Raw genomic sequence first — 21714 nt, 5'->3', positions numbered from 1 at the left:
TTAGTGATTATTGATTAGTTTTATTTTCCGAAGTTGGACTATTGGACTGTTTTTCATTTTCAGTAGCAGGTTTACTTGGAGTAGGAGCAGGAGTAGTAGAGTCCTGAGTTGCTGTTTTCTGCTCTTCTTTTTTCTCTTCCTTGACGCTAGCTTTTGGTGTTTCCTCTTGCTGTGTTTTTTCTTGAGAAGTGTTATTTTCCTTATTGGGACTAGTGTTTTCCTGAGGGGATTCCTTTTGAATTTCTTTGACAATGGTTGTCGTCTGGCTTGTCGTAGGTTCTTTTTTAGTATTTTTGTTATTATCCAAGGCGTTCATAATCGTGATACTTGCGGTAATTAAGCCAAGGATACTACCGATAGTAGCAACGGTTTTTTGAAAGACTGTAAAGCCTTTTTTGATGTGTTCTGTTTTTGGTTTTGAAGTTCTACGATAATTAGACATACATTCTCTCCTTTAATTAAAATTTATTATACCGCATTTCTTTAAAAAAATCTTAAAAAAAGAGGAATTGCCCTTTCTTGTCGCAGGCTCCGTTTCATGATACAATAGAAGGAGTGATTTTAGAAAGTGTGAGAAAACATGATTTACTTTGATAATTCGGCGACGACCAAGCCCTATCCTGAAGCCCTTGAAACTTATATGCAGGTGTCTTCAAAAATTTTAGGAAATCCATCTAGTCTTCATCGTTTGGGAGACCAGGCAACACGAATCTTAGATGCTTCCCGCCAACAGATTGCGGATTTAATCGGTAAGAAAAGTGAGGAAATCTTCTTTACTTCTGGTGGGACAGAAGGAGATAACTGGGTTATCAAGGGTGTGGCCTTTGAAAAAGCCCAGTTTGGAAAGCACATCATTGTATCATCCATTGAACATCCGGCAGTCAAAGAGTCAGCCCTCTGGTTAAAAAGTCAAGGATTTGAAGTGGATTTTGCTCCAGTTGATAACAAAGGATTTGTGGATGTTAAAGCGTTAGCAGATTTGATAAGACCTGATACGACCCTCGTTTCCGTCATGGCTGTGAACAATGAAATCGGTTCTGTTCAGCCCATTGAGGCTATTTCAGAACTGTTGGCAGATAAGCCGACTATTTCCTTCCACGTTGATGCGGTTCAAGCACTTGCTAAGATTCCGACTGAAAAGTATCTGACAGAACGAGTGGATTTCGCGACTTTCTCTGGTCACAAGTTCCACGGAGTTCGTGGTGTTGGTTTTGTCTATATCAAGTCTGGAAAGAAGATTACGCCTCTTTTAACAGGTGGTGGTCAGGAAAGTGATTACCGTTCGACAACTGAAAATGTGGCAGGAATTGCAGCGACAGCCAAAGCTCTCCGTTTATCTATGGAAAAGCTAGATATCTTTAGGAGCAAGACTGGACAGATGAAGGCAGTGATTCGTCAAGCACTTCTGAACTATCCAGATATTTTTGTCTTTTCAGATGAGGAAGACTTTGCTCCTCATATTCTGACTTTTGGAATCAAGGGTGTTCGTGGTGAAGTCATCGTTCACGCCTTTGAAGACTATGATATTTTTATCTCAACGACCTCTGCTTGTTCGTCAAAGGCAGGAAAACCAGCCGGAACCCTGATTGCTATGGGAGTGGACAAGGATAAGGCTCAGTCAGCTGTGCGTTTAAGCCTAGACCTTGAAAATGATATGAGTCAGGTCGAGCAGTTTTTGACCAAGTTAAAATTAATTTACAATCAAACTAGAAAAGTAAGATAGGAGCATTCATGCAATATTCAGAAATTATGATTCGCTACGGTGAGTTGTCAACCAAGGGTAAAAACCGTATGCGTTTCATCAATAAACTTCGCAATAATATTTCAGACGTTTTGTCTATCTATCCCCAAGTTAAGGTAACAGCAGATCGCGACCGTGCCCACGCTTACCTCAATGGAGCAGATTACACAGCAGTAGCAGAATCGCTCAAACAAGTTTTTGGAATTCAAAACTTTTCCCCTGTTTATAAGGTTGAAAAATCTGTAGAAGTTCTGAAGTCTGCTGTCCAAGAGATTATGCAGGACATCTACAAGGATGGCATGACCTTTAAAATTTCTAGCAAGCGTAGCGACCACAACTTTGAGTTGGATAGTCGTGAACTCAATCAAACACTTGGAGGGGCTGTATTTGAAGCCATTCCAAACGTACAAGCTCAAATGAAAAGTCCTGATATCAATCTCCAAGTGGAAATCCGTGAAGAAGCAGCCTATCTTTCTTATGAAACTATTCGTGGGGCTGGTGGTTTGCCAGTTGGAACTTCAGGTAAAGGCATGCTCATGCTGTCAGGAGGGATTGATTCACCTGTAGCAGGTTATCTTGCTTTGAAACGTGGAGTGGATATTGAGGCTGTTCACTTTGCAAGTCCACCATACACGAGTCCTGGTGCTCTTAAAAAAGCCCAAGATTTGACTCGTAAATTGACCAAGTTTGGGGGAAATATCCAGTTTATCGAAGTTCCTTTTACAGAGATTCAAGAGGAAATCAAGGCTAAAGCACCAGAAGCTTACTTGATGACTCTAACTCGTCGCTTTATGATGCGGATTACAGATCGTATTCGTGAGGTACGAAATGGTTTAGTAATCATCAATGGGGAAAGCCTAGGTCAAGTAGCCAGCCAAACCTTGGAGAGCATGCAGGCTATCAATGCAGTTACCAACACTCCCATCATCCGTCCAGTTGTGACAATGGATAAGTTGGAAATCATTGACATTGCTCAGGAAATTGACACCTTTGACATTTCAATCCAACCGTTTGAAGACTGTTGTACCATTTTTGCGCCAGATCGTCCGAAAACAAATCCTAAGATTAAGAATGCGGAGCAGTACGAAGCGCGTATGGATGTTGAAGGATTAGTAGAGCGAGCTGTGGCTGGAATCATGATTACTGAGATTACACCGCAGGCTGAAAAAGATGAAGTGGATGACTTGATTGACAATCTTCTCTAATCAGAAAATCCAGAAGAATTTAGAAAAAATAAATGAAAAAGTTAGTTTTTAATTCCAAAAGTGGAAGCAAAACTAACTTTTTTTCTATAATTGTGATATAATAAAATAAAATTTTGAATATAGAGAGTTTTCTGACAATGAATCAATCCTACTTTTATCTAAAAATGAAAGAACACAAACTCAAGGTTCCTTATACAGGTAAGGAACGCCGTGTACGTGTTCTTCTGCCTAAAGATTATGAGAAAGACACGGACCGCTCCTATCCTGTTGTTTACTTTCATGATGGGCAAAATGTTTTTTATAGTAAAGAGTCTTTCATTGGTCATTCATGGAAGATTATCCCAGCTATTAAGCGCAATCCTGATATCAGTCGCATGATTATCGTTGCCATTGACAATGATGGTATGGGGCGGATGAATGAGTATGCGGCTTGGAAGTTCCAAGAATCTCCTATTCCGGGGCAGCAGTTTGGCGGTAAGGGTGTGGAATATTCTGAGTTTGTCATGGAGGTGGTCAAACCTTTTATCGATGAGACCTACCGTACCAAAGCTGACCGCCAGCATACGGCTATGATTGGGTCTTCACTAGGAGGCAATATTACCCAGTTTATCGGTTTGGAATACCAAGACCAGATTGGTTGTCTAGGGGTCTTTTCATCTGCTAACTGGCTCCATCAAGAAGCCTTTAATCGCTATATCGAGCGCAAGAAACTATCGCCCGACCAGCGTATCTTTATCTATGTTGGAACAGAAGAAGCAGATGATACGGACAAGACCCTGATGGCTGGTAATATCAAACAAGCCTATATCGATTCGTCTCTTAGGTATTACCATGATTTGATAGCAGGTGGGGTACACTTAGATAATCTTGTCTTGAAAGTTCAGTCTGGTGCCATCCATAGTGAAATCCCTTGGTCAGAAAATTTACCAGACTGTCTGAGATTTTTTGCAGAAAAATGGTAAAGTAAGAAAGGAGAAAGTCAATGCATATTGAAAACCTTAGCCACTGGAGTGGCAATCTTAACCGTGAAATGTACCTTAATCGTTATGGACATGCTGGGATTCCAGTTGTGGTTTTTGCTTCATCAGGTGGTAGTCACAACGAATACTATGATTTTGGCATGATTGATGCCTGTGCTTCTTTTATCGAGGAAGGCCGTGTCCAGTTCTTTACCCTATCCAGTGTTGACAGTGAGAGCTGGTTGGCAACTTGGAAAAATGGTCACGACCAAGCAGAGATGCACCGTGCCTACGAGCGCTATGTGATTGATGAGGCCATTCCTTTTATCAAGCATAAGACAGGGTGGTTTGATGGTATGATGACGACAGGTTGCTCGATGGGCGCCTACCATGCAGTCAACTTTTTTCTCCAACATCCAGATGTCTTTACCAAGGTGATTGCTCTTAGTGGTGTTTACGACGCACGTTTCTTTGTTGGCGATTACTACAATGACGATGCTATTTATCAAAACTCGCCAGTAGATTATATCTGGAATCAGAATGACGGCTGGTTTATTGACCGTTACCGTCAGGCAGAGATTGTGCTGTGTACGGGTCTTGGAGCCTGGGAACAAGACGGTCTACCATCTTTCTACAAGCTTAAAGAAGCCTTTGACCAGAAACAAATTCCAGCCTGGTTTGCTGAATGGGGACACGATGTCGCCCACGACTGGGAATGGTGGCGCAAACAAATGCCTTATTTCCTTGGAAATCTCTATTTATAAAAGGAGTTACCTATGAATTACCTTGTTATTTCTCCCTACTATCCGCAAAACTTTCAACAGTTTACCATTGAACTAGCTAATAAAGGCATCATAGTATTGGGAATTGGTCAAGAACCATACGAGCAATTGGATGAACCTTTACGCAATAGCCTGACCGAGTATTTCCGTGTTGACAATCTTGAAAATATAGATGAAGTCAAACGTGCAGTTGCTTTTCTCTTTTATAAACATGGTCCAATTGACCGTATTGAATCCCACAATGAATACTGGCTTGAGCTGGATGCAACACTCAGAGAACAATTCAATGTTTTTGGTGCCAAACCAGAGGATCTCAAAAAGACAAAATTTAAGTCTGAAATGAAGAAGCTTTTCAAAAAAGCAGGTGTCCCTGTGGTACCTGGAGCTGTTATCAAGACGGAAGCAGATGTTGATCAAGCAGTGAAAGAAATCGGTCTTCCAATGATTGCCAAACCTGATAATGGAGTGGGAGCAGCCGCGACCTTTAAGTTTGAAACAGAAGACGATATCAATCACTTCAAGTCTGAGTGGGATCATTCAACTGTTTATTTCTTTGAGAAATTTGTCACCTCTAGCGAAATTTGCACTTTTGATGGTCTAGTGGACAAGGATGGAAAGATTGTCTTTTCAACAACTTTTGACTACGCCTATACACCGCTTGATCTCATGATTTACAAGATGGACAATTCCTACTACGTTCTCAAGGATATGGATCCTAAATTACGTAAATATGGTGAGGCAATTGTCAAAGAATTTGGTATGAAAGAACGGTTCTTCCATATTGAGTTCTTCCGTGAAGGGGGCGACTACATTGCCATTGAGTACAATAACCGTCCTGCAGGTGGTTTTACCATTGATGTTTATAACTTTGCTCATTCCTTGGATCTTTATCGTGGCTATGCTGCTATTGTCGCAGGAGAAGTGTTCCCAGTATTAGACTTTGAACCTCAGTATTGTTTGGCTACGTCTCGCCGTGCAAATGCTCATTATGTCTATTCTGAGGAGGACTTGCTTGCCAAATACAGCCATCAGTTCAAGGTTAAAAAAATCATGCCAGCGGCCTTTGCGGAACTTCAAGGAGATTACCTTTATATGCTGACAACTCCGAGTCGACAAGAAATGGAGCAGATGATTGCAGATTTCGGACAACGTCAAGAATAAGAACTCTCGGATTAAGGAAATGGATCCCCTTAATCCTTTTGTTTTAATAAGAGAAATAAAACCGCTTTCTCATACATTCTTTTAGAAAACCTGTTGCTAAAAGATATAAAAATTGATAGAATAAGGATTGTCTAAAAAATTTTAAGGAGAATCTATCAAATGGATTTCACATGGGCAATTAAATATGCCACTGAATTTTTGGCCACTGCTATTTTGATCATTCTTGGAAATGGTGCAGTTGCCAACGTTGAACTTAAAGGTACGAAAGGTCACCAAAGTGGCTGGATCGTTATCGCTGTTGGTTATGGTATGGGGGTTATGATCCCAGCCTTGATGTTTGGTAACGTATCTGGTAACCACATTAACCCAGCCTTCACTCTTGGACTTGCGATCAGCGGTCTCTTCCCTTGGGCACAAGTTGCGCCTTATATCATCGCACAAGTTTTGGGTGCTATCTTTGGTCAAGCCTTGGTTGTGGCAACACACCGCCCATATTACTTGAAAACTGAAAATCCAAACAACATTTTGGGTACTTTCTCAACCATTTCAAGTTTGGATAATGGTACAAAAGAATCACGTTTTGCAGCAACTGTTAACGGTTTTGTAAACGAGTTTGTTGGTTCATTTGTTCTTTTCTTTGCAGCTCTTGGAATGACTAAAAACTTCTTTGGTGCTGAACTAGTATCAAAAGCACAAGCTGCTATCAATGCTCAAGTTGCACAAGCAACTACTCAAGGTCAAACAATTCCTCAAGAACAAGTAACAGCAGCACTTGATCAAGCTAAAGAACAAGTAGCACCATTTATGACATCTGGTCTTGGAATTGCTCACTTGGCACTTGGATTCCTTGTTATGGCCTTGGTAACATCACTTGGTGGACCTACAGGACCTGCCTTGAACCCAGCCCGTGACTTGGGACCACGTCTCCTTCATGCTTTCCTTCCAAAATCAGTTCTTGGTGAGCACAAAGGTGATTCAAAATGGTGGTATTCTTGGGTACCAGTAGTAGCACCGATCGCAGCAGCAATTGCGGCAGTAGCTATCTTCAAATTCCTTTACCTATAAGAAATTGAAACCGAGGAAATCCTCGGTTTTTTAGATGAAATTTTACGAAAAAAAGGTAAATCTGAGCATAATTTCTTGTAAAAAATTCTAAAATCCTTTAAAATAAAAGAGTTGGAGGAATTTATGAATGTAAATCAGATTGTACGGATTATTCCTACTTTAAAAGTTAATAATAGAAAATTAAATGAAACATTTTATATAGAAACCCTTGGCATGAAGGCCTTGTTAGAAGAGTCAGCCTTTCTGTCACTAGGTGATCAAACAGGTCTAGAAAAGCTGGTTTTAGAAGAAGCTCCAAGTATGCGCACTCGTAAGGTAGAGGGAAGAAAAAAACTAGCTAGATTGATTGTCAAAGTGGAAAATCCCTTAGAAATTGAAGGACTCTTATCTAAAACAGATTCGATTCATCAATTATATAAAGGTCAAAACGGCTACGCTTTTGAAATTTACTCTCCAGAAGATGATTTGGTTTTGATTCATGCGGAAGATGACAGAGAAAATCTAGTAGAAGTAGGAGAAAAGCCAGAATTTCAAACAGATCTGGAGTCAATTTCTTTAAGTAAATTTGAAATTTCTATGGAATTACACCTCCCAACGGATGTAGATAGTTTCTTGGAACTATCTGAAATTGGGGCGTCACTTGATTTTATCCCAGCTCAGGGGCAAGATTTGACTGTGGACAATACGATTACTTGGGACTTATCTATGCTCAAGTTCTTGGTCAATGAACTAGATATAGAAAGTCTTCGCCAGAAATTTGAGTCTACTGAATATTTTATTCCCAAGTCTGAAAAATTCTTCCTTGGAAAAGATAGAAATAATGTTGAATTGTGGTTTGAAGAAGTATGAAGTGGACCAAGATTATTAAAAAAATAGAAGAACAAATCGAGGCAGGGATCTATCCCGGAGCCTCTTTTGCGTATTTTAAGGACCATCAATGGAAGGAGTTCTATTTAGGTCAGAGTGACCCAGAGCATGGCTTGCAGACTCAAGCAGGACTAGTTTATGACCTAGCCAGTGTCAGCAAGGTTGTTGGGGTAGGTACTGTTTTTACCTTCTTGTGGGAAAAAGGTAAATTAGATATTGACAGACTGGTAACAGATTTTTTACCAGAGAGTGATTATCCAGACATCACTATTCGCCAGCTCTTAACTCACGCTACAGACCTTGATCCGTTTATTCCCAATCGTGATCTTTTAACAGATTCAGAATTAAAGGAAGCGATGTTTCATCTCAACAGACGAAGCCAGCCAGCCTTTCTTTATTCGGATGTCCATTTTTTGCTGTTGGGTTTTATTTTGGAAAGAATCTTTAATCAAGACTTGGATGTGATTTTACAAGAACAAGTTTGGAATCCTTGGGGAATGACGGAAACCCAATTTGGCCCTGTTGAGCGTGCTGTTCCAACCGTCAGAGGTGTGGAAGCCGGTATGGTTCATGATCCAAAGGCTCGTCTCCTGGGCAGACATGCAGGGAGTGCTGGTTTGTTTTCGACTGTAAAGGATCTACAAATCTTTTTAGAACACTATTTATCAGATGATTTTGCAAGAGATTTGAGTCAAAATTTTTCTCCTTTGGATGACAAGGAACGTTCTTTGGCATGGAATTTGGAAGGAGATTGGCTAGACCATACGGGCTATACAGGTACCTTTATCATGTGGAATCGCCAGAAGCAAGAAGCGGCTATTTTCCTATCGAATCGTACCTATGAAAAGGATGAGAGGGCTCAATGGATTGTAGACCGGAATCAAGTGATGGACTTGATTCGCAAAGAAGAGTAAGGAGAGACATGTCAAACAGTTTAAAAGGGACTCTATTAACAGTTGTGGCTGGGATTGCTTGGGGATTGTCAGGAACGAGTGGCCAATACCTGATGGCGCACGGAATTTCGGCCCTGGTTTTGACCAACTTGCGTCTTTTAATCGCTGGTGGAATTCTCATGCTCTTGGCTTATGCCACTGCAAAGGATAAAATGCTGGCCTTTTTAAAGGATAGAAAAAGTTTGCTGTCTCTTCTCATTTTTGCTCTAATTGGCCTCTTCCTCAATCAATTTGCCTATCTAACTGCTATTCAGGAAACCAATGCAGGAACCGCGACGGTGCTTCAGTATGTTTGTCCTGTCGGGATTTTGATTTATAGCTGTATCAAGGATAAGGTGGCACCGACACTGGGAGAGATAGTTTCTATCATATTAGCCATCGGAGGGACCTTCCTGATTGCAACTCATGGGCAGTTGGACCAGTTATCCATGACACCTGCAGGCCTGTTCTGGGGTCTCTTTTCTGCTCTGACTTACGCACTGTATATCATTTTGCCCATAGCCTTGATTAAGAAATGGGGGAGCAGCTTGGTTATTGGTGTGGGAATGGTCATAGCAGGTTTGGTCGCCCTTCCTTTTACAGGAGTTCTAGCGGCTACTATCCCAACTAGTCTTGATTTTCTCCTCGCTTTTGCGGGAATTATCCTTATCGGGACTGTTTTTGCCTATACAGCTTTCCTTAAAGGAGCCAGTTTGATAGGGCCGGTCAAGTCAAGTTTGTTGGCTTCAATTGAGCCAATTTCGGCTGTTTTCTTTGCCTTCTTAATCATGAATGAACAATTTTATCCCATTGATTTTCTTGGTATGGCAATGATATTGTTTGCTGTAACTTTGATTTCGTTGAAAGATTTACTCTTAGAAAAATAAAAAGACTCTTTGTCCGTGACAGAGAGTTTTTGCATAGTAATCTAATTGTTTTCAAGATAAAATTCAAAGCGTTCGCCTACATATTGACTTTTTACATATTCAAAAGCAGTACCATCTTCTAGGTAGGAAACCTGAGTCAAACCAAGAATAGCATGTCCTTTTTCAACTTCCAAATAGTGGGCAATCTTTTCTTTAGCAAGACGAGCATAGATGGTCTGCTGTGATTTACCAATACGGTAGCCATGTTTTTGCAAGGTTTGGAAGAAATGACTAGTGATTTCTTCTTTTTTAAAGTCCTTAATGAATTTTTCAGGAATAGAAGCAACTTCATAAACCAGAGGAACTTGGTCGGCATAGCGAACCCGTTCCATTCGGATAATATTTTCGGTAGGAGAAATTCCTAGCTTGGCAACTTCCTGTTCATTGGGAATGGTTTTTCTGTAGGAAATGAGTTGGCTAGAGGGTACTTTACCTTGGGACTTAACAATTTCAGTAAAACTGGTTGTCCCTCTCATCTTTTCTTGTACACGTGTACTGGATACAAAGGTGCCACTTCCAACTCTGCGCTCTAAAACACCTTCTTCAACTAATAGAGATATAGCTTGGCGGAGGGTCATGCGACTGACCGCAAACTGCTCTGCTAAGTCTCGTTCACTGGGAAGTCTCTCACCAATTACCCAACGATGTTCGTCAATATCCTTTTTAATCTGATCATGGATTTTCATATAAGCGGGTAGCATATTTTTCACTTCATTTCTATCTTTTCTCTATTGTACCCCAATAAACTAGAAAAAGTCAATCTTCGCCTTGTTTAGTTGGTAATTCGCCCTTATTTGTGATAGAATATTGAAAAAAGATATTTCTTTTGAGAAAGGAAAAAGATGAGCAACATTTCAACTGATTTGCAAGATGTAGAAAAAATCATCGTATTGGACTATGGTAGCCAATACAACCAGCTGATTTCACGCCGTATCCGTGAGATTGGTGTTTTTTCAGAGCTAAAAAGCCATAAAATTTCAGCTGCTGAAGTTCGTGAAATCAATCCTGTGGGAATCATCCTTTCAGGTGGTCCAAACTCTGTGTACGAAGATGGTTCATTCGATATTGACCCAGAGATCTTCGAACTGGGAATTCCTATTTTGGGAATTTGTTATGGTATGCAGTTATTGACCCATAAACTTGGAGGAAAAGTTGTTCCTGCAGGTGATGCTGGGAATCGTGAATACGGTCAATCAACTCTTACTCACACTCCATCAGCTCTTTTTGAATCAACACCAGACGAGCAGACTGTGTTGATGAGCCATGGTGATGCGGTCACTGAGATTCCTGCTGACTTTGTTCGTACTGGAACATCAGCTGACTGCCCTTATGCAGCCATTGAAAACCCAGATAAACACATTTACGGTATCCAATTCCACCCAGAAGTTCGTCATTCTGTATACGGAAATGATATCCTTCGTAACTTTGCCCTTAACATCTGTAAGGCTAAAGGCGACTGGTCAATGGATAACTTCATTGATATGCAGATCCAAAAAATTCGTGAAACCGTCGGTGATAAACGTGTCCTTCTTGGTCTATCAGGTGGTGTTGACTCTTCAGTTGTTGGAGTTCTTCTCCAAAAGGCTATTGGCGATCAATTGATTTGTATCTTCGTAGACCACGGTCTTCTTCGTAAAGGAGAAGCGGACCAAGTTATGGACATGCTTGGTGGTAAGTTTGGTTTGAATATCGTCAAAGCAGACGCTGCTAAACGTTTCCTTGATAAACTTGCTGGCGTTTCTGACCCTGAACAAAAACGTAAAATCATCGGTAATGAGTTTGTCTATGTATTTGATGACGAAGCAAGCAAGCTCAAAGATGTGAAATTCCTTGCTCAAGGTACCTTATATACCGACGTGATCGAGTCTGGTACGGATACAGCTCAAACTATCAAGTCACACCACAACGTGGGTGGTCTTCCAGAAGACATGCAATTTGAATTGATTGAACCACTCAATACTCTTTATAAAGATGAGGTTCGTGCTCTTGGTACAGAGCTTGGTATGCCAGACCATATCGTATGGCGCCAACCATTTCCAGGACCAGGACTTGCTATCCGTGTCATGGGTGAAATCACTGAAGAGAAACTAGAAACAGTTCGTGAGTCAGATGCTATCCTTCGTGAAGAAATTGCCAAAGCTGGTCTTGACCGCGATATCTGGCAATACTTCACAGTTAATACAGGTGTTCGTTCAGTCGGTGTTATGGGTGACGGTCGTACGTACGACTACACAATTGCAATCCGTGCAATCACTTCTATCGATGGTATGACAGCTGACTTTGCAAAAATTCCTTGGGATGTCCTTCAAAAGATTTCTGTACGTATCGTAAACGAAGTGGACCACGTTAACCGCATCGTCTATGATATTACAAGTAAACCACCTGCAACAGTTGAGTGGGAGTAAAGCTATAAATACTTTACTCTTATAGTAAATGAAAAATAAGGATTTCGAGAGAACAAAATCGTTCTCTCTTTTTTTAGCTGAATATTTTAAGTAAAAGGTTAAGCTATTCTTTCATAAAACAAGACAGAATGGTTGCCTCCAAAGTCTCATCATAAGAGAACAGTTATATTCTCTGGATCTACTTTTGAGATGGTAAAAATAGATATACTGATATCCATTCCTTTTATCATATCCTTGATTTCTTAAGTTTTAAAGACAGTTTAATCAGGATTCCTTTTATATATCGATTAAGAAATAAATGATCTGTCTTGAATCCTACCATAGATGTATAAAGAGTCATTTTGTTTTTTTGTTTAGTATCAGTATCAATCCGTTCTGATATTGTTTTTTGAATTGTAGAAAATTCTAGTACAGTAGTTAGGAAGTTTTTATAAATTTATTGTATTTAATTCTTGAGTTGATACCTTTACTTTTTTAGTTAATTATGTAATAATATTAACAATACAAATAAATGAAAGTTGGTGTTTCTATTGCATAAAGCAGTAAAACAAGAAAAAGGTCATGGCTATCTCCGTAAAACTAAGTTAGGTTTGTTAAGTGGCATTATCCTAACGACTGCTTTAGGGAGTTTATTTTTAAATGGGATTGTAAGCGCTGACGAACAACCAAATTCAAGTACACCTCCTAATGCAGCACAGACTCCTCCTAGCGAAACTGTGGTTCAAAGTGAGTATGAAACGAGTACAACACATACGGTAAAAGAAACCGAGTTAAAAGCTAAAGTTGAAGAAGTAAAAGCTTTAGGGGTTAAGGTTACAGAAACACCCACTGAAAATGTAGGTGTTGCAAATAGTTCTTCTGAGGTTACACATTTACGCACAACTGCTGAAGAAAAAGTAGATTCTCAAATTCGTGATTTAGAGTCTGCAAAAGCTGAACAAGAACAAGTAAAAGCGGATAGAACTAAGATTGATGAGTTTAAAAATACTCTTATTAATGCTAATTATATTAAAGTAAAAGCTAGATTAGTTTCTCAGGTAAATAGTCGAGATATCGATGAAGATGTCTCGAAAGAAGCGTCAGTTAGCCCGATTACATCAAGTAGCGGTGAAATTCGGTATTTGAAAGCGAATGAATTGGAGTTAACTGATTCTCAAGGTTTGTATAATGCAGTATCGAAACCAACTACTGAGGAAGTTACAGAAACATTTATTAAGGTACCTGATCGAATTGGAATTACAGATAAATATGCAACAAATCGTGTGAATATCGGGTATCCTGCTCGTATAGTGGAACTAACTCCAAACACTGTGTATAGTTACACCATCACACCTCGTTCAGATAGTGTTTTATCTAGTATTTACGGTATCGGTAGTATTGAGACAACTGCTAAATTTGAGTATACACTACCTGAAGAAACCAAACTTTACGCTACATTTAGTAGTAAACCTGTTGAGACTCATGTAATTATTAAAAACTTAACTCGACGTGCTGAAAATCATACTGATTTCATTGGTTATACTCGAACTTATACATATAAGGATAAGCAAGGGAATATTATTCCAATTAAAGATTTATATGCAAAATTCTTAGATATCCAAGGTTTTAAGGGTAAAGGGGTTATAACGTCTTCTGATATTCCAAAATCTAAATTATCCGAGTTTGAATTACGTTCAGCTGGTGCTGATTACACTTATAGACAAGAAACATCTTTACTTGGAGAAAATACAATTTCTCAAAAAGAGTACATTGCTAGTAAAGTAGTTCCTAATAAACGTAATCAGTTTACACCTCGCATTGTTTATGCATCAAATATCCAAAGAGTTGAATTGACAGATACAGAAAAAGCAATCAACGGTGTGTCTCGCACTTTCCATACTGTTACTTATACAGAAGTTCAAAACAAAGGTTTAGTGACTCAGAAGTTTGTAAACGAACAAGGTGTTGAAATTGCACCTAGTGTTAAATCTGAACTTAAAGAAGTAGGTTCTGAGGTATCTTTAACTCATCCGACCGATTTAGACTTTGAGAACAAGCGTTATACCTTTAAAGAACAAGACAAACAAGATATTACAGAGATTGTGAAAGGTGAAACTGTCATTACCTATGTGTATAAACAGAAGTATGAGAACAACTTACCACCTGTAGAAACAGAAACAAAAATTCCAATTACGACAACTTATGTAGAAGACAAAACAATCGACTATGGTACGGAAATTGTTGAATCGAACGGTAGCGAAGGTAAAATTGTTACTACAACACCTAAAATTGTGAATGAACTTGATGGTACTGTAACTGACGGTAAGTCGACTGAAAAAGAAACTCCTATGGTACCAAAAGTGGTTAAAGTAGGTACGAAACCAACAGTTGTAGAAACAACTACTCCATATACAACACGTTATGTAGAAGATAATACAAAAGATAAAGACTATCGAGAAGTAACAAAATCTGGTAAAGCTGGTAAAACAACTACTACGACAACTTATACCTTAAATCCTAATACAGGAGCAGTAACATCGAACGAACCAACCATGATTACTGAAGAAGCAGTAGAAGAAGTTATCACAGTAGGTACGAAACCAACAGTTGTAGAAACAACTACTCCATATACAACGCGTTATGTAGAAGATAATACAAAAGATAAAGACTATCGAGAAGTAACAAAATCTGGTAAATCTGGTAAAACAACTACTACGACAACTTATACCTTGAATCCTAATACAGGTGCAGTAACATCGAACGAACCAACCACGATTACTGAAGAAGCAGTAGAAGAAGTTATCACAGTAGGTACGAAACCAACAGTTGTAGAAACAACTACTCCATATACAACACGTTATGTAGAAGATAATACAAAAGATAAAGATTATCGTGAAGTAACAAGACCTGGTAAATCTGGTAAGACAACTACTACGACAACTTATACCTTGGATCCTAATACAGGAGCAGTAACACCGAATGAACCAACCACGATTACTGAAGAAGCAGTAGAAGAAGTTATCACAGTCGGTACGAAACCAAAGGTTGAGGCACCAAAGGTTGAAACGCCAAAAGTTGAAACGCCAAAAGTTGAAACACCAAAGGTTGAAACACCAAAGGTTGAAACACCAAAGGTTGAAACACCAAAGGTTGAAACACCAAAGGTTGAAACACCAAAGGTTGAAACACCAAAGGTTGAAACGCCAAAAGTTGAAACACCAAAGGTTGAGACACCAAAGGTAGAAGTACCAAAATCAAAGACACCAACTGAACAATCGACAAAAGAAACTTCACAAATTCCGACTTCTGTAGCAAGTAAGAGAGAGGAATTGCCTAATACAGGTACAGAAGATCATGCTAATCTTGTAGTCTTAGGACTTCTAGGAGTTTTGAGTGGATTTGGATTTCTTGCACACAAGAAAAAAGAAGTGGAGAAATAGTTTTTTCTAACCTATATTAGAAAAGGGCTCACATCTGTGGGCTTTTTCTCTTTGACAATCTTTTTGCTTTAATAATCTAAAAGATTAGAATTGTCAAAACAATCTGTCTAGGCTTGATTTTATGGCTTATTTACTATAAAATGAGAAGGAAAAACGTCAAACTTTTATATTGCAAATAGGAGAAAACATGACAAAAACATTAAAACGTCCAGAGGTTTTATCACCTGCAGGGACTTTAGAGAAGCTAAAGGTAGCTGTTCAATATGGAGCAGATGCTGTCTTTATCGGTGGTCAGGCCTATGGCCTTCGTAGCCGTGCCGGAAACTTTACTTTCGAACAGATGGAAGAAGGTGTCCAGTTTGCGGCCAAGTATGGTGCTAAGGTTTATGTGGCTGCCAATATGGTTATGCACGAAGGAAATGAGGCTGGTGCTGGTGAGTGGTTCCGTAAACTACGTGATATCGGAATCGCGGCAGTTATCGTGTCTGACCCAGCCTTGATTATGATTGCAGCGACTGAAGCGCCTGGTCTTGAAATCCACCTCTCTACCCAAGCAAGTGCGACTAACTATGAAACACTTGAGTTCTGGAAAGAACTAGGTTTAACTCGTGTCGTTTTGGCGCGTGAGGTTTCAATGGAAGAATTGGCAGAAATTCGCAAACGTACAGACGTTGAGATTGAAGCCTTTGTTCATGGAGCTATGTGTATTTCCTACTCAGGTCGCTGTACGCTTTCAAATCACATGAGTATGCGTGATGCTAACCGTGGTGGTTGCTCTCAGTCTTGCCGTTGGAAGTACGACCTTTACGATATGCCATTTGGGAAGGAACGTAAGAGTCTTAAAGGTGAAATTCCTGAAGAATTTTCAATGTCAGCCGTTGATATGTCTATGATTGACCATATCCCAGATATGATTGAAAACGGTGTGGACAGTCTGAAGATCGAAGGACGCATGAAGTCTATTCACTATGTTTCAACAGTAACTAACTGTTATAAGGCGGCTGTTGATGCTTATCTAGAGAGTCCAGAGAAGTTTGAAGCTATCAAGCAAGACTTGATTGATGAGATGTGGAAGGTTGCCCAACGTGAATTAGCAACAGGTTTCTACTACGGTACACCATCTGAAAATGAGCAGTTATTTGGTGCTCGTCGTAAAATTCCTGAGTACAAGTTTGTTGCTGAAGTGGTTTCTTATGATGATGCGACACAAACAGCAACTATTCGCCAACGGAACGTTATTAACGAAGGCGACCAAGTTGAGTTTTATGGCCCAAGTTTCCGTCATTTTGAAACGTATATCGAAAATTTACATGATGCCAAAGGCAATAAAATAGACCGCGCTCCGAATCCAATGGAACTCTTGACAATCAAAGTCCCACAACCTGTTCAAGCTGGAGACATGGTTCGAGCTCTTAAAGAAGGTCTTATCAATCTTTATAAGGAAGATGGAACCAGCGTCACAGTTCGTGCTTAATAAACATGTAGGAGACGAAAGTTTTCTAGTTGCTTTCCCTTTAATCCTACTTACTAAAAGAACATTAGGTTAAAGAAAATATATTAATTTCCATCCGAGATTTCATCTCGGATTTTTCATTATTTTTCAGAAAGACCTAGATAATGGACGGATTTATTACAAGTTTTTTCCAAAGTTTTCTATATAATAGACTTAAAAATAGTAAAATTGTAAATAATTTTCATTAAACGCTTTCAATGTAAGTAAAAAGTTGACAAATCCAATTTTTAGGACTAAACTAAGTAAGTAAATTTTAATTAAAAGGAGAATTCGTCATGAATTTAACATTTTTCGGTCTATGTCTTGCCTGTATGGGTGTATCTCTTGGTGAAGGTATGTTGATGAACGGTTTGTTGAAATCAGTTGCTCGCCAACCAGATATCATCTCAGAACTACGTAGTTTGATGATCCTAGGGGTTGCCTTTATTGAAGGTACTTTCTTCGTTACTCTTGTCTTTTCATTTATCATCAAATAAAAGAAGTATAAATTGAAAAAGGGAGGATTTTAGATGGAAGAAAGTATTAATCCAACCATCAATATTGGTCCTATTACCTTTAATTTAACCATAGTAGTTTTGACTTTGTTGACTGTAGCACTTATTTTTGGCTTTATTTATTGGGCAACTCGAAATATGACTTTGAGACCCACAGGAAAACAAAATGTATTAGAGTATTTATTTGATTTTGTTGTTGGATTTACAAAATCAAACCTTGGTCCAATGATAAAGGATTATTCTCTCTTTTATTTCTGTTTATTCCTATTTATGGCCATTGCAAATAATATTGGCTTAATGGCTAGAATTCAGACTACAGATGGTGTAAATCTTTGGACCTCACCAACAGCAAATTTGTCATTTGACTTGGTCTTGTCTTTTACAATTATCTTAATGACCCACGTAGAAGGAATTCGTCGTCGTGGAATCAAAAAGTACTTAAAAGCATTTGTAACACCAGGTTTTATGACACCAATGAATCTCTTGGAAGAAGTTACCAATCTCCTTTCACTTGCATTGCGGGTCTTTGGTAATATCTTTGCAGGAGAAGTGATGGCAAGTATGTTAGTCCTACTTTCTCATCAGGCCTTCTATTGGTATCCTATTGCTTTTGGAACAAATCTAATCTGGACTGCATTTTCTGTTTTTATTTCTTGTGTACAAGCATATGTATTTACATTGTTATCTTCAATGTACCTAGGAAATAAAATTAATGATGAAGAATAGAAAGGAGTAGTTTATGAATGTAACAGTAGGTGAATTACTTGGTGATTTTATACTAATCGCTGGTTCCTTTATTCTCTTGCTAGTCTTGGTTAAGAAATACGCTTGGTCAAATTTGGCTAGCATTTTCGAACAAAGAGCAGAAAAAATTGCAGCAGATATTGACGGAGCTGAACAAGCACGTCAAAAAGCAGAAGTATTGGCTCAAAAACGCGAAGATGAATTGGCTGGTAGCCGTAAAGAAGCTAAGACAATCATTGAGAATGCGAAAGAAACAGCTGAGAAAAGCAAAGCTAGTATTTTAGCAGATGCTAAGCTAGAAGCAGGACGCTTGAAAGAAAAAGCGAACCAAGAAATTGCTCAAAATAAAGCTGAAGCTTTACAAAGTGTTAAGGGTGAGGTAGCAGATTTGACAATCAGCTTGGCTGGTAAAATCATCTCACAAAACCTTGACGGTCATGCCCATAAAGAACTCATTGATCAGTATATCGATCAGTTAGGAGAAGCTTAATGGACAAGAAAACAGTAAAGGTAATTGAAAAATACAGCATGCCTTTTGTCCAATTGGTTATAGAAAAAGGAGAAGAAGACCGTATCTTTTCAGACTTAGCTCAAATCAAGCAAGTTGCTGAAGAAACAGCCTTACCTTCTTTTTTAAAAAAAGTGGCAGTAGACGAGTCTGACAAGGAAAAAACAATTACTTTCTTCCAAGATTCAGTGTCACCTTTATTGCAAAACTTTATCCAGGTTCTTATCTACAATCACAGAGCAAATCTTTTTTATGATATTCTTGTAGATTGCTTGAACCGACTTGAAAAAGAAACAAATCGATTTGAAGTGACGATTACTTCAGCTCATCCTTTAACTGATGAACAGAAGAGTCGCTTGCTCCCTTTGATTGAGAAAAAAATGTCTCTTAAAGTAAGGAGTGTAAAAGAACAAATCGATGAAAGTCTTATTGGTGGTTTTGTCATTTTTGCCAATCACAAGACAATTGATGTGAGTATTAAACAACAACTTAAAGTTGTTAAAGAAAATTTGAAATAGAAAGTGGTGTTCTTTTGGCAATTAACGCACAAGAAATCAGCGCTTTAATTAAGCAACAAATTGAAAATTTCAAACCCAATTTTGATGTGACTGAAACAGGTGTTGTAACCTATATCGGGGACGGTATCGCGCGTGCTCATGGCCTTGAAAATGCCATGAGTGGAGAGTTGTTGATCTTTGAAAACGGCTCTTATGGTATGGCTCAAAACTTGGAGTCAACAGATGTTGGTATTATCATCCTAGGTGACTTTACAGATATCCGTGAAGGCGATACAATCCGCCGTACAGGGAAAATCATGGAAGTCCCAGTAGGTGAAAGTCTGATTGGACGTGTTGTGGACCCACTTGGTCGTCCAGTTGACGGTCTTGGAGAAATCCACACTGATAAAACTCGTCCAGTAGAAGCACCAGCTCCCGGTGTTATGCAACGTAAGTCTGTATCAGAACCATTGCAAACTGGTTTGAAAGCTATTGACGCCCTTGTACCGATTGGTCGTGGTCAACGTGAGTTGATTATCGGTGACCGTCAGACAGGGAAAACAACCATTGCGATTGATACAATCTTGAACCAAAAAGGTCAAGATATGATCTGTATTTACGTAGCGATTGGACAAAAAGAATCAACAGTTCGTACGCAAGTAGAAACACTACGTCAGTACGGTGCCTTGGACTACACAATCGTTGTGACAGCCTCTGCTTCACAACCATCTCCATTGCTCTTCCTAGCTCCTTATGCTGGGGTTGCCATGGCAGAAGAATTTATGTACCAAGGTAAGCATGTTTTGATCGTTTATGATGATCTTTCAAAACAAGCGGTAGCTTATCGTGAACTGTCTCTCTTGCTTCGTCGTCCTCCAGGTCGTGAAGCTTTCCCAGGGGATGTTTTCTACCTTCACAGCCGTTTGCTTGAGCGCTCAGCTAAAGTTTCTGATGAGCTTGGGGGTGGGTCAATTACAGCCCTACCATTTATCGAGACACAAGCAGGAGATATCTCAGCCTATATCGCAACCAACGTGATTTCTATCACTGATGGACAAATCTTCCTTGGCGATGGTCTCTTCAATGCGGGTATTCGTCCAGCCATCGATGCGGGTTCATCTGTATCACGTGTAGGTGGTTCTGCACAAATCAAAGCCATGAAGAAGGTTGCTGGTACACTTCGTATCGACCTTGCTTCATACCGTGAGTTGGAAGCCTTCACTAAGTTTGGTTCTGACTTGGACGCAGCAACACAGGCTAAGTTGAACCGTGGACGTCGTACAGTTGAAGTTTTGAAACAACCTGTTCACAAACCATTACCTGTTGAGAAACAAGTAACCATTCTCTATGCTTTGACACATGGTTTCTTGGATACTGTTCCAGTAGATGATATTGTTCGTTTCGAGGAAGAGTTCCATGCCTTCTTTGATGCTCAACATCCAGAGATTTTGGAAACCATTCGTGATACAAAAGACTTGCCAGAAGAAGCAGTCTTGGATGCTGCGATTACAGAGTTTCTCAATCAAACCAGCTTCCAATAAGAATAGAGGTGTCAGATGGCAGTATCTCTAAATGATATTAAAACAAAAATCGCCTCAACAAAAAATACGAGTCAAATCACTAATGCCATGCAGATGGTATCAGCTGCTAAGCTAGGTCGTTCTGAAGAAGCTGCTCGCAACTTCCAAGTTTATGCTCAGAAAGTTCGTAAACTTTTGACGGATATTCTTCATGGTAATGGAGCCGGCAATTCAACCAATCCGATGTTGATTAGTCGTCCAGTTAAGAAGACAGGCTATATCGTCATTACTTCAGACCGAGGTTTGGTTGGAGGTTATAATTCTTCTATTCTGAAAGCCGTTATGGAGCTGAAAGAAGAATACCATCCAGACGGTAAAGGTTTTGAAATGATCTGTATTGGTGGAATGGGAGCTGATTTCTTTAAAGCTCGTGGTATTCAACCACTTTATGAACTACGTGGCTTGGCAGATCAACCAAGCTTTGATGAAGTTCGTAAGATTATTTCAAAAACTGTTGAAATGTACCAAAATGAACTTTTTGATGAACTCTATGTCTGCTATAACCACCATGTCAATACGCTAACCAGTCAAATGCGTGTGGAGCAAATGCTTCCAATTGTTGACTTGGATCCAAATGAAGCGGATGACAGTTACAGTTTGACCTTTGAGTTGGAAACTAGTCGAGAAGAAATTTTGGAGCAGTTGTTGCCTCAATTTGCAGAAAGTATGATTTATGGTGCTATTATCGATGCTAAGACAGCTGAAAATGCTGCTGGTATGACAGCCATGCAAACAGCGACAGATAATGCTAAGAAAGTCATTAATGATTTGACAATTCAGTATAACCGTGCCAGACAGGCGGCGATTACACAAGAAATTACAGAAATCGTAGCAGGAGCTAGTGCCTTAGAATAGGCACTAGTCCAGCTCGTATGAAAATGAACTTAGGACCTAGTTAAGCTAGGGACCGACAGTA

General features: G+C 39.4%; 20 protein-coding genes. 18 read left to right on the top strand and 2 right to left on the bottom strand.

The window, feature by feature from the left end; all coding sequences use genetic code 11:
• Nucleotides 1-7 precede the first annotated feature (7 nt).
• Nucleotides 8-442, bottom strand: a complete 435-nt coding sequence (locus TZ91_RS04795) for a DUF6556 family protein (RefSeq protein WP_033687159.1) — start codon at nucleotides 440-442, stop codon at nucleotides 8-10.
• 138 nt (nucleotides 443-580) lie between these two features.
• Here TZ91_RS04795 and TZ91_RS04790 point away from each other — a divergent pair, with 138 nt between their 5' ends.
• The 9 genes from TZ91_RS04790 (at nucleotide 581) to TZ91_RS04750 (ending at nucleotide 9599) form a co-directional block, all read left to right on the top strand.
• On the top strand, nucleotides 581-1723 hold the full coding sequence (locus TZ91_RS04790; protein WP_045597131.1) for a cysteine desulfurase family protein: 1143 nt from the start codon (nucleotides 581-583) through the stop codon (nucleotides 1721-1723).
• A gap of 8 nt (nucleotides 1724-1731) precedes the next feature.
• Complete coding sequence (thiI, locus tag TZ91_RS04785; protein WP_033687158.1) at nucleotides 1732-2946, top strand: tRNA uracil 4-sulfurtransferase ThiI; 1215 nt, start codon at nucleotides 1732-1734, stop codon at nucleotides 2944-2946.
• A 137-nt stretch (nucleotides 2947-3083) separates the two neighbouring features.
• Entirely contained in the window at nucleotides 3084-3908 is an 825-nt protein-coding gene (locus tag TZ91_RS04780) for an alpha/beta hydrolase (protein WP_033687157.1), read from the top strand.
• A gap of 20 nt (nucleotides 3909-3928) precedes the next feature.
• A complete protein-coding gene (locus TZ91_RS04775) occupies nucleotides 3929-4669 on the top strand; it encodes an esterase family protein (protein ID WP_033687156.1) in 741 nt (246 codons plus the stop codon).
• Between the two features lie 12 nt (nucleotides 4670-4681).
• Nucleotides 4682-5848 (top strand): ATP-grasp domain-containing protein, encoded by a 1167-nt coding sequence (locus TZ91_RS04770; protein ID WP_033687155.1) that lies wholly within the window; start codon nucleotides 4682-4684, stop codon nucleotides 5846-5848.
• A gap of 159 nt (nucleotides 5849-6007) precedes the next feature.
• On the top strand, nucleotides 6008-6913 hold the full coding sequence (gene gla / locus TZ91_RS04765) for an aquaglyceroporin Gla (RefSeq protein ID WP_000348095.1): 906 nt from the start codon (nucleotides 6008-6010) through the stop codon (nucleotides 6911-6913).
• A 123-nt stretch (nucleotides 6914-7036) separates the two neighbouring features.
• The gene (locus TZ91_RS04760) at nucleotides 7037-7762 is read left to right on the top strand and encodes a CppA N-terminal domain-containing protein (RefSeq protein WP_033687154.1); all 726 of its coding nucleotides are present in this window, start codon (nucleotides 7037-7039) and stop codon (nucleotides 7760-7762) included.
• Nucleotides 7759-8694 carry a serine hydrolase domain-containing protein gene (locus TZ91_RS04755; protein WP_033687153.1) on the top strand — a complete coding sequence of 312 codons (936 nt, stop codon included), beginning with the start codon at nucleotides 7759-7761 and terminating at the stop codon, nucleotides 8692-8694. The genes TZ91_RS04760 and TZ91_RS04755 overlap by 4 nt, the downstream gene beginning before the upstream one ends.
• An 8-nt stretch (nucleotides 8695-8702) precedes the next feature.
• Nucleotides 8703-9599, top strand: coding sequence for a DMT family transporter (locus TZ91_RS04750; RefSeq protein ID WP_033687152.1), 897 nt, complete (start codon nucleotides 8703-8705; stop codon nucleotides 9597-9599).
• A gap of 41 nt (nucleotides 9600-9640) precedes the next feature.
• Here TZ91_RS04750 and TZ91_RS04745 read toward each other — a convergent pair whose 3' ends face one another.
• The gene (locus tag TZ91_RS04745; protein ID WP_033687151.1) at nucleotides 9641-10339 is read right to left on the bottom strand and encodes a GntR family transcriptional regulator; all 699 of its coding nucleotides are present in this window, start codon (nucleotides 10337-10339) and stop codon (nucleotides 9641-9643) included.
• A gap of 141 nt (nucleotides 10340-10480) precedes the next feature.
• Between TZ91_RS04745 and guaA the strand changes: the two genes are divergently transcribed.
• From guaA to TZ91_RS04700, 9 genes are all read left to right on the top strand, one after another.
• Nucleotides 10481-12043, top strand: coding sequence for a glutamine-hydrolyzing GMP synthase (gene guaA / locus TZ91_RS04740; RefSeq protein WP_000065711.1), 1563 nt, complete (start codon nucleotides 10481-10483; stop codon nucleotides 12041-12043).
• A 530-nt stretch (nucleotides 12044-12573) separates the two neighbouring features.
• On the top strand, nucleotides 12574-15462 hold the full coding sequence (locus TZ91_RS04735) for a G5 domain-containing protein (RefSeq protein ID WP_265183058.1): 2889 nt from the start codon (nucleotides 12574-12576) through the stop codon (nucleotides 15460-15462).
• Between the two features lie 187 nt (nucleotides 15463-15649).
• Nucleotides 15650-16936 carry a peptidase U32 family protein gene (locus TZ91_RS04730; protein ID WP_033687146.1) on the top strand — a complete coding sequence of 429 codons (1287 nt, stop codon included), beginning with the start codon at nucleotides 15650-15652 and terminating at the stop codon, nucleotides 16934-16936.
• 314 nt (nucleotides 16937-17250) lie between these two features.
• Complete coding sequence (locus tag TZ91_RS04725; protein WP_001054560.1) at nucleotides 17251-17451, top strand: F0F1 ATP synthase subunit C; 201 nt, start codon at nucleotides 17251-17253, stop codon at nucleotides 17449-17451.
• Nucleotides 17452-17484: 33 nt separating this feature from the next.
• The gene (gene atpB, locus TZ91_RS04720) at nucleotides 17485-18195 is read left to right on the top strand and encodes a F0F1 ATP synthase subunit A (protein ID WP_033687145.1); all 711 of its coding nucleotides are present in this window, start codon (nucleotides 17485-17487) and stop codon (nucleotides 18193-18195) included.
• A 13-nt stretch (nucleotides 18196-18208) separates the two neighbouring features.
• Nucleotides 18209-18703, top strand: coding sequence for a F0F1 ATP synthase subunit B (atpF, locus tag TZ91_RS04715; protein ID WP_020902744.1), 495 nt, complete (start codon nucleotides 18209-18211; stop codon nucleotides 18701-18703).
• On the top strand, nucleotides 18703-19239 hold the full coding sequence (locus tag TZ91_RS04710; protein WP_000359020.1) for a F0F1 ATP synthase subunit delta: 537 nt from the start codon (nucleotides 18703-18705) through the stop codon (nucleotides 19237-19239). Before atpF ends, TZ91_RS04710 begins: the two co-directional genes overlap by 1 nt.
• Before the next feature lie 14 nt (nucleotides 19240-19253).
• A complete protein-coding gene (gene atpA, locus TZ91_RS04705; protein WP_000996629.1) occupies nucleotides 19254-20759 on the top strand; it encodes a F0F1 ATP synthase subunit alpha in 1506 nt (501 codons plus the stop codon).
• A gap of 15 nt (nucleotides 20760-20774) precedes the next feature.
• A complete protein-coding gene (locus TZ91_RS04700) occupies nucleotides 20775-21653 on the top strand; it encodes a F0F1 ATP synthase subunit gamma (RefSeq protein WP_033687144.1) in 879 nt (292 codons plus the stop codon).
• Nucleotides 21654-21714: the final 61 nt, after the last annotated feature.

The organism is Streptococcus mitis, assembly GCF_000960025.1.
Classification (GTDB): domain Bacteria; phylum Bacillota; class Bacilli; order Lactobacillales; family Streptococcaceae; genus Streptococcus; species Streptococcus mitis_DH.
Note: the sequence above shows the minus strand (reverse complement) of the source record. Positions and strands in the feature narration are given on the sequence as shown.

Coding starts and splice junctions, on each gene's coding strand:
- guaA (WP_000065711.1), top strand. CDS start 10,481: ATGAGCAACATTTCAACTGATTTGCAAGATGTAGAAAAAATCATCGTA.
- TZ91_RS04760 (WP_033687154.1), top strand. CDS start 7,037: ATGAATGTAAATCAGATTGTACGGATTATTCCTACTTTAAAAGTTAAT.
- gla (WP_000348095.1), top strand. CDS start 6,008: ATGGATTTCACATGGGCAATTAAATATGCCACTGAATTTTTGGCCACT.
- atpB (WP_033687145.1), top strand. CDS start 17,485: ATGGAAGAAAGTATTAATCCAACCATCAATATTGGTCCTATTACCTTT.
- TZ91_RS04770 (WP_033687155.1), top strand. CDS start 4,682: ATGAATTACCTTGTTATTTCTCCCTACTATCCGCAAAACTTTCAACAG.
- TZ91_RS04700 (WP_033687144.1), top strand. CDS start 20,775: ATGGCAGTATCTCTAAATGATATTAAAACAAAAATCGCCTCAACAAAA.
- atpF (WP_020902744.1), top strand. CDS start 18,209: ATGAATGTAACAGTAGGTGAATTACTTGGTGATTTTATACTAATCGCT.
- TZ91_RS04780 (WP_033687157.1), top strand. CDS start 3,084: ATGAATCAATCCTACTTTTATCTAAAAATGAAAGAACACAAACTCAAG.
- TZ91_RS04745 (WP_033687151.1), bottom strand. CDS start 10,339: ATGCTACCCGCTTATATGAAAATCCATGATCAGATTAAAAAGGATATT.
- TZ91_RS04710 (WP_000359020.1), top strand. CDS start 18,703: ATGGACAAGAAAACAGTAAAGGTAATTGAAAAATACAGCATGCCTTTT.
- TZ91_RS04730 (WP_033687146.1), top strand. CDS start 15,650: ATGACAAAAACATTAAAACGTCCAGAGGTTTTATCACCTGCAGGGACT.
- TZ91_RS04750 (WP_033687152.1), top strand. CDS start 8,703: ATGTCAAACAGTTTAAAAGGGACTCTATTAACAGTTGTGGCTGGGATT.
- TZ91_RS04795 (WP_033687159.1), bottom strand. CDS start 442: ATGTCTAATTATCGTAGAACTTCAAAACCAAAAACAGAACACATCAAA.
- thiI (WP_033687158.1), top strand. CDS start 1,732: ATGCAATATTCAGAAATTATGATTCGCTACGGTGAGTTGTCAACCAAG.
- TZ91_RS04755 (WP_033687153.1), top strand. CDS start 7,759: ATGAAGTGGACCAAGATTATTAAAAAAATAGAAGAACAAATCGAGGCA.
- TZ91_RS04790 (WP_045597131.1), top strand. CDS start 581: ATGATTTACTTTGATAATTCGGCGACGACCAAGCCCTATCCTGAAGCC.
- TZ91_RS04775 (WP_033687156.1), top strand. CDS start 3,929: ATGCATATTGAAAACCTTAGCCACTGGAGTGGCAATCTTAACCGTGAA.
- TZ91_RS04725 (WP_001054560.1), top strand. CDS start 17,251: ATGAATTTAACATTTTTCGGTCTATGTCTTGCCTGTATGGGTGTATCT.